The organism is Chamaesiphon sp. VAR_69_metabat_338, assembly GCF_031423935.1.
GTDB lineage: Bacteria > Cyanobacteriota > Cyanobacteriia > Cyanobacteriales > Chamaesiphonaceae > Chamaesiphon.
In genome coordinates this window covers 1-6,827 of record NZ_JANPGM010000298.1, presented here as the reverse complement: position 1 = coordinate 6,827, position 6,827 = coordinate 1, and the positions used below count along the sequence as shown (strand labels likewise).

Sequence of the window (6,827 nt, the reverse complement as noted above, 5' to 3'; positions counted from 1 at the left end):
CAATGTCCGTGGGCGGTAACTTTCTCTTACGCCCGCGCGATTCAACAACCCGCTCTCGATTATTGGCATGGCGACGACGCCAACATTCCCGAAGCCCAAAAACGCCTCTATCAACGCGCCAAACTCAACGGAGCCGCCAGTCTGGGTCAATATTCACCAGAAATGGAACGATCGATCGCGATGGTTTAGAAGAAAGGCTTTAGGTCTTAGGCTTTAGGCTTTAGGCTTTAGGTCGATAAGTTGAAAGCGGCGGATCGAAATATTCGATCCGCCGCTATAAACTATCAACTATCAACTATCAATTATCAATTATCAATTAGATTACATCTCGATCGAATAGCTGCTAAAGTCGCGATCGACATGTTGTAGACCAGTCTGAACGCCACTGCGGCGAATGCCACCAGTAGTAATGTCAAAACCGACAATCTCCCCATTGAGTTCGGGAATAATTCTACAAGCATACAGCCCTGCTGTTTCTGGTAATAAGACCTCAGGAGTTGCGGCGGGAAAATTAAATAAAGAAGACGAACGGAAACCTTGTAAACCACCGCTTTGCTCGGTTGTGGGGGCAAAGTCATATTTAGCCCAAGTACTATAAACTAAGGCATAATCATCCGCTCCCGATCGATAGAGTTGGGGTACTTCCATCTCAGCATAAAAACCTGGATGACAGATCGGCGGTAAATATTCCCACTGTTCAAAGCTATTATTTTTGGCTTTGAGTAGCGCGACAGTACCTTTTTTACCCAATGGTCGATCTGGCTCTTTGGCTGAGAGCAACATATAAATTTGTTCCTCATGGCGGAACAGAAATGGATCGCGCCAAGCATGAATGGTCAGATCTTCGGGATTGTGTTGCAGTTCGTACGGAGCTTCCGGTTGAATCCGAATACTGGGAATCCGAAACCAGCGATCGAAACTTTGCATGTGATGGGTAAAGGCGACGCCAACATTTTGGGTCATACCATCATCTGTTGCTTGATTTCTCGATGTATAAAACATCAAAAATCCACCATCAACTTTAATGACATCTCCGCTCCAAATCGAGGTGTCATCCCACCCGTGGGGATCTGCACCCAATACGCGATCGCTTACCCAATCGATCGTCAAAAAATCCTTGGTAGTTGCATATCCTACTTGCGAACTCAAATGGTGTTGGTCTTGAGCGACTAACGACCGATCGGCATTTAAATAAAATAAATGGAAAGTACCCGTCTCTGGATCGAAATAATACCAAAAGTCCCAAACATGGCGATCGGGATGTTGGACTGTAGGATAGCTAAATTCTGGAGCGAGAGTACGCATTTTCTACCAATTCAAAATTCAAGATTGGATAATTATTCAAAGACAAAATTGTCGCAGCCAAAACCCTTGCGAATAGAGCAAGAATTTTTAGACTGCGGAAAGAAAAATAGCGATTTTATCGTTGCAATTCTATCGATTACTCACTTAAGAATAATGAATGATTTTGGCGAAATAAGTTTCAACTTGTGTGGAAATTTATTTTTCCGGTTTTGACTATCGACTAGTAAATCCGTATGGCCAATTGCGACGAGTATTTATACTTACGAAACTTGAGCGATGCTAAAATCTAAGACATTTTTTTTCGTGCTCATGGCGTCGGTCGAACCGAATCGCTCATGCTTTGCCGCCTGCTGGAAATGCTGGAATTGCTGACAGATGTAGAGGTAAAAATCTGTACGGACACCAAGCTTGAGGTCGGGTGTACTATATATATCTATATTCCAGTAGGCAGTTAATGTATGGTTATGATTTAGCATACCCAACTTATCATAGTAATCGATCGAAAGCAGATCGAAAATCGATAAAAAACAATGATTTTTTTACTCCTGGCAGATGAAGTTGCGATCGCCGCAGATGCGATCTCGCTCGCGGCTGTGGCTGTCGTTATTATCGGTATAACTGCTCGGTGTTGACACTAGCCAAATAGCCTAATTATTTAGTCGCCAGATAATGGCTACCAGCTATGGGTAGTCAGCTCTAGATCGATTGCCCGCAGAGCGGTTGCGACGATCTTTTACTTTTGGGTGTGCAGCTTGGCCGGAAGGACTAAAAAGACCGGCCAATTATAGACAAAAGTAGAGACTTTGCTTTATAATAGAATGTTTGGCACTCTTGTCTTACTCGATCTTAACTGGTTGCGTTAATTCACAAGAGCCGCTGGGGTTTGTTGTAATATAGAAAAAGTTTAGACACATGGCGAAGAAAGGTACGATCGAGCGGGAGAAGAACCGCGAGCGACTAGTAGCAAAGTATGCAGACAAAAGAGCAGCTCTATTAGAAGAGTTTAGAAGTGCAGCTACACCCCAAGCAAGGTTTGCAATCCACCGCAAGATCCAACAATTACCTCGCAATAGCGCACCAACTCGGTTGCACAATCGTTGCTGGGTAACTGGTCGTCCGCGTGGATACTATCGTGATTTTGGTTTATCTCGTAACGTATTGCGCGAGTGGGCGCATCAAGGTCTATTACCAGGCGTAGTCAAATCAAGCTGGTAGCGATCCGATCGTCGTCAGGGAGTAACGGTAATGGGGGTATAATATGCTGCCTTTTCCGCTCCCTGTAACGATTTCCCTCAATTTTTAGCTCGATCTAAAGCTTTAGTTTGAATTCTCAGCAAGTATTTATCGAAGTTAACGGGCTAGCTGCGATCGCCACAGCAGCGATTATCGATGCCCAAACTTGCTAAAATCAGCTCGCTGACGGCATTGGCGACGGCAAACTCGCCAAAAAAGCTCTCTTGAAAATTAAATGCTTGCATTTCCGTGACGATCGCAATCACCAATGAGCCAAGATCGTTTTCGCCCTCCATGCGCTGGCGAGTGTAGATCTGAGCAGCGCGTTGAGCGATGGTAACATTAATCGATTCGGGAATAAATTCGCGATCGAGCCATGCTTGTAACGATGACTGCAACCATGCACCTTCGCGCACGGCGTCGGTTGCAGGTAATAATGTAATTGATTCGATCGGTTCTGTCATTGGCAACTACCAACTGGCGATCTAGACTGAAGAGGGAATTAGTTTTAGCTACCTCTCATTGTGAATGCCAGAGCCAACCGATGGCTAGATTCGGTAACTAAAATTAATCAATTGTGATTGACACTCAGCGGCACCCGTACTAATTCTAAATTAGTATTCTCAACCAGCTCTCGATCGCGGATGATTTGGGGAGCCTGAGGTTGCCGATTAGCACTAGCTAGTTCCTCGGCATTTTCCCAAGTGTTCGCGAATGCGGGTAGACCTAGCTGACAAGCTTTCCAGTTACTTCGTACCGATACGCCAAGTTGCTGACAAGCACCGCCATGCAGACCCTCTGGGCGGTAAAAACGACAGTAGCGACAGGCAGAAGTAATACAATTTTGGTTGGTCATCAGCCTTACCTTTGCGAGAGCACCAAATTCAATTCTCTCTATGACCTCTATTATCACTCCTTGTCGATTTTCACGATTTGGACAAAAGTGGCATCAACGAGCGATCCCGTCTAGCTTATAGCGATCCCCAAGGCAATTTGTATTTTATATTGTCTTTAGATTCTGTTCATACATAGATACATTTATTAGAGTATTCAGTGCATACACGGAAAGAATTTATTAACACTCAATATCACCGGGAATTTACCTAAAACCCCTGGGGATCGCGGCAAACCAGGATGCGGCGAGGTAGCAATTTGCCATATTCTCACTGTCAAAACCAGATAGATCGATTGAGAATGTGTCTAAATCTACCAAAAGATAGATAACTTAGATAGTTAATATAGCTAGCTTTAATTAATAAGTGTGAACAGCAATAGATCTAGTGTTGTCTTAAAGAATTTTTAGATCGATCGCACAGTATTGACAAACACCCCACCGCAACAATTCGCCTTGACGCGCGCGACACTGACACTGGCCACAAATTACAATCTCCCCTGAGTCGATCGGGATCGAAGTACTCTCGGTAGTGGTGGGAGTGTACTGGCGATAACCGGCGGCCACAAACCGCAGCTCGTCGATGGGAGGGGCGATGATTAGCCGATTGAATTGCAAGCACAGTGCTTGTCTGCCAAAGGTGAGCTGATGGGCGAGACTCGAGCTAGGAGTTGCAATCGTCAGCACCCCTCTCGATAATGATTTGGGCTGCGTGCGATCGGCAATCGCTGGCGAGACGGTAGCCGCCCAAGCCTGGATAATTAAACCCCAATCCCTGACACCTTCCCATCCTGGCTGATGTTGAATTCGATCGGTAATTGTGGAGATCGATGTTAAAGACATACATCAAAAGCTATTAATAATGAGTTGAGATCGAAAAATCTTCGTTAAATAGCGAATATTTGCTGAATCGGTGAAGTTTTGGAATATATTAATGACAAGGCAACAGGCGGTCGGGCGTGCAACTGGCACAAAGTTTGCTGCTGAGTGTCCGATCTTGGGCAATCTAAAGACAGGATCGCTGGCTACCTGGTGCGATCGCACACCGCCACTGTCAACTGTCAACTGCATTTAAAGTGAGTTATGAACCACAATCCATCTGACGATAGCGCGAAGAATCTAACCCCATCCGATCGAGCTGTAGTCGCTGGCACTGCTACCGAGAGCGCGCAGGAGCGATCCGCGCTCAACCCTCTACTCCAAAAAGCACTTAGTTGTCTAGATATTAAATTGGAAGACGAACTCACTAGATTTAGATCCAAACAACGAGCTGACACCAACGCGACTGAAACCGAACGCCAGGAGCACGACGGCGGTCGCCTTAGTCCGGAGTTACAAGCAAATACCGTAATTTGGGAACAACAGTCGATCTTCGATGGTGATGCCGATATTCTCACCGCAGAAATCCTGCATCCAGCTCCTCCCGAAACCGAAAACCAGTCAGGAGCGCAAGATCTCGATCCGGCTCCCGTGGGTGGTTTTATTATTATCGATGGACTCACCTCATCGGCCAGTAGCGATCGCAATGCGATTGCTAATACTAATTATGCACCGATCGCGCTGCATCGATCGAGTGGCTCGGTCGATCGGCAAATGGCTCTAAATTTCTCATCTGGCGGCCAAATGGCTACATATCAAGATGAGTACTCATCGTCCTCTCAAGAATTGCTCCGCCAAATTCAATCGGGTCGCCCGCCCAGCGAGTCAGCCACCAAAAATCATCCAGATGTCGGCGCGGCTCCAGCCCCGCGACCCAAACACCTTACCCCACTCAAAATTGGGTCGATGGCTGCTGCGTGCGCGCTGGCGGGTGGTGCGGTTTATACTTACCTCAATCCGAGTATTTTAGCTCCCCTGACCGCGACCAAGGCTGTCAGTCCAATCACCACTAGCTTGCTGGGACAAACAATCCAAAGTCCCAATCTAGCTGCCAATGAGTTTAGCGAACTCAATTTAAGTACGCTCAATGCCATTAAAGTGCCCACAGTAGCGGCAGCAACTAATATCACAACGCCCACAACTACGGCGACAATTGCTCCTACTACCAGCAGTGCAGGTGCGCCAGTGGCAATTCCCTTCAATCGTCCGACTCAAGTTGCCCCGATTGCGACGATTACTTCACAGCCTAGATTAGCTGATAGTCTGGTGCGATCGCTACTGCCACCAAATTTCCACACCTTTGTCAAGCCATCTGGCTATCGACTAACGCCACCAGTAACTGGACGCTAATTGCCGAGCCGCAATTAGTCAAGCTGCGATTGTCAAGCACATCACTTGTTACTAATTCGCAAATCGGGAGTGCCCGATCGGGAGATCCAGAAGTTATCATAATTACTAGGTTAGTTATTTAAATCATCAAGCCAAAACTATAGCGTTAGTCGCGAACTAGGTACTCAGCGGCTAACGTATGGAAACTATAAAGAGGATAGTAATATGGGATTATTCGATCGGGTGAGCAGACTGCTGCGCGCAAATGTGAATGATATGGTGAGCAAAGCCGAAGATCCAGAAAAAATTCTGGAACAAGCGGTGATGGACATGCAAGAAGATTTGGTGCAACTTCGCCAAGCAGTGGCAAGTAGCATCGCCAATCAAAAACGTACCGAGCAACAGTACAACAAAGCAATGGCAGATGCCAATAGCTGGCAGAGCAAAGCCCAACTAGCCTTACAAAAAGGCGATGAAGATCTCGCCCGCGAAGCTCTCGTGCGCAAGAAGAACTATAGCGAAACTGCCGGTAGCCTCAAAGCGCAATTGGATGGGCAAGCTGGGATGGTCGATACAATGAAAAAGAGCCTGATCCAACTTGAAGGCAAAATTTCCGAGGCCAAAACCAAGAAGGATATGCTCAAATCGCGTTCCCAAGCTGCCAAAGCTCAAGAACAACTCCAAGGTGCCGTCGGTCGTTTGGGTACTAATAGTGCGATGGCGGCCTTCGAGCGGATGGAAGAAAAAGTCCTAATTCAAGAAGCCAAGTCCCAAGCAGCCGCAGAACTGACGGGCGCAGATCTAGAGAGCAAATTTGCCGCTCTATCTGCTGGTAGCGACGTCGATGACGAACTCGCCGCGATGAAACAGCAAATGCTCGGTGGTAGCCAACCCACTGCCGCGCTACCTCAAGGTAGCGTTTCGCCCACGGCGGCAACACCCAAAGATACCGTCAAGGCTCCAATGACCCCTCAAGATGAGGAATTAGAAGCATTACGCAAACAAATCGACGGTTTGTAAACTAGATTTACGCACGATTTTTAATTCATCTGTTTAGTGAAGCAGGGATAGTTATCAATAACTATCCCTGCTTAGTTTTGCCTGTAAATAATTGCCAGCCAAATCGAGAATCGATTGCATGACGATCGAAATTAAGACCAATTGCAGCTTCTACTAGCTAGTGGCTAGT

At 46.6% G+C, this 6,827-nt stretch carries 10 protein-coding genes; 5 read left to right on the top strand and 5 right to left on the bottom strand.

The features are described from left to right. Positions 1-189 (top strand): class I fructose-bisphosphate aldolase (locus tag RMO84_RS08710; RefSeq protein WP_310488085.1); only part of this gene is annotated, 189 nt, incomplete at its 5' end. Between the two features lie 132 nt (positions 190-321). Here the strand turns inward: RMO84_RS08710 and RMO84_RS08705 are convergent. After that, positions 322-1,305 (bottom strand): beta-fructosidase, encoded by a 984-nt coding sequence (locus tag RMO84_RS08705; RefSeq protein ID WP_310488084.1) that lies wholly within the window; start codon positions 1,303-1,305, stop codon positions 322-324. Positions 1,306-1,565: 260 nt separating this feature from the next. Further along, positions 1,566-1,781: a hypothetical protein gene (locus RMO84_RS08700; protein ID WP_310488083.1), complete on the bottom strand. Its 216-nt coding sequence runs from the start codon at positions 1,779-1,781 to the stop codon at positions 1,566-1,568. 436 nt (positions 1,782-2,217) lie between these two features. On the opposite strand from RMO84_RS08700, the gene rpsN reads away from it, so the two are divergent. After that, the gene (rpsN, locus tag RMO84_RS08695; RefSeq protein ID WP_310488082.1) at positions 2,218-2,520 is read left to right on the top strand and encodes a 30S ribosomal protein S14; all 303 of its coding nucleotides are present in this window, start codon (positions 2,218-2,220) and stop codon (positions 2,518-2,520) included. A 143-nt stretch (positions 2,521-2,663) separates the two neighbouring features. Here the strand turns inward: rpsN and RMO84_RS08690 are convergent, their stop codons facing one another. The 3 genes from RMO84_RS08690 to RMO84_RS08680 form a co-directional block, all read right to left on the bottom strand. Continuing rightward, positions 2,664-3,002 carry a hypothetical protein gene (locus RMO84_RS08690; RefSeq protein ID WP_310488081.1) on the bottom strand — a complete coding sequence of 113 codons (339 nt, stop codon included), beginning with the start codon at positions 3,000-3,002 and terminating at the stop codon, positions 2,664-2,666. A 107-nt stretch (positions 3,003-3,109) separates the two neighbouring features. Further along, complete coding sequence (locus RMO84_RS08685) at positions 3,110-3,394, bottom strand: hypothetical protein (RefSeq protein WP_310488080.1); 285 nt, start codon at positions 3,392-3,394, stop codon at positions 3,110-3,112. Between the two features lie 432 nt (positions 3,395-3,826). Further along, on the bottom strand, positions 3,827-4,273 hold the full coding sequence (locus tag RMO84_RS08680) for a DUF721 domain-containing protein (RefSeq protein ID WP_310488079.1): 447 nt from the start codon (positions 4,271-4,273) through the stop codon (positions 3,827-3,829). 91 nt (positions 4,274-4,364) lie between these two features. On the opposite strand from RMO84_RS08680, the gene RMO84_RS08675 reads away from it, so the two are divergent. The 3 genes from RMO84_RS08675 (at position 4,365) to RMO84_RS08665 (ending at position 6,658) form a co-directional block, all read left to right on the top strand. After that, positions 4,365-4,505, top strand: coding sequence for a hypothetical protein (locus RMO84_RS08675; protein WP_310488078.1), 141 nt, complete (start codon positions 4,365-4,367; stop codon positions 4,503-4,505). Positions 4,506-4,513: 8 nt separating this feature from the next. Beyond that, positions 4,514-5,659, top strand: a complete 1,146-nt coding sequence (locus RMO84_RS08670) for a hypothetical protein (protein WP_310488076.1) — start codon at positions 4,514-4,516, stop codon at positions 5,657-5,659. A gap of 204 nt (positions 5,660-5,863) precedes the next feature. After that, entirely contained in the window at positions 5,864-6,658 is a 795-nt protein-coding gene (locus tag RMO84_RS08665) for a PspA/IM30 family protein (RefSeq protein ID WP_310488075.1), read from the top strand. The last annotated feature ends 169 nt before the right edge of the window (positions 6,659-6,827 follow it).

What these genes read in the sequence shown, in the direction of transcription:
- RMO84_RS08705 (WP_310488084.1), bottom strand. Translation starts at nt 1,305, where the DNA reads ATGCGTACTCTCGCTCCAGAATTTAGCTATCCTACAGTCCAACATCCC.
- RMO84_RS08700 (WP_310488083.1), bottom strand. Translation starts at nt 1,781, where the DNA reads ATGCTAAATCATAACCATACATTAACTGCCTACTGGAATATAGATATA.
- rpsN (WP_310488082.1), top strand. Translation starts at nt 2,218, where the DNA reads ATGGCGAAGAAAGGTACGATCGAGCGGGAGAAGAACCGCGAGCGACTA.
- RMO84_RS08690 (WP_310488081.1), bottom strand. Translation starts at nt 3,002, where the DNA reads ATGACAGAACCGATCGAATCAATTACATTATTACCTGCAACCGACGCC.
- RMO84_RS08685 (WP_310488080.1), bottom strand. Translation starts at nt 3,394, where the DNA reads ATGACCAACCAAAATTGTATTACTTCTGCCTGTCGCTACTGTCGTTTT.
- RMO84_RS08680 (WP_310488079.1), bottom strand. Translation starts at nt 4,273, where the DNA reads ATGTCTTTAACATCGATCTCCACAATTACCGATCGAATTCAACATCAG.
- RMO84_RS08675 (WP_310488078.1), top strand. Translation starts at nt 4,365, where the DNA reads ATGACAAGGCAACAGGCGGTCGGGCGTGCAACTGGCACAAAGTTTGCT.
- RMO84_RS08670 (WP_310488076.1), top strand. Translation starts at nt 4,514, where the DNA reads ATGAACCACAATCCATCTGACGATAGCGCGAAGAATCTAACCCCATCC.
- RMO84_RS08665 (WP_310488075.1), top strand. Translation starts at nt 5,864, where the DNA reads ATGGGATTATTCGATCGGGTGAGCAGACTGCTGCGCGCAAATGTGAAT.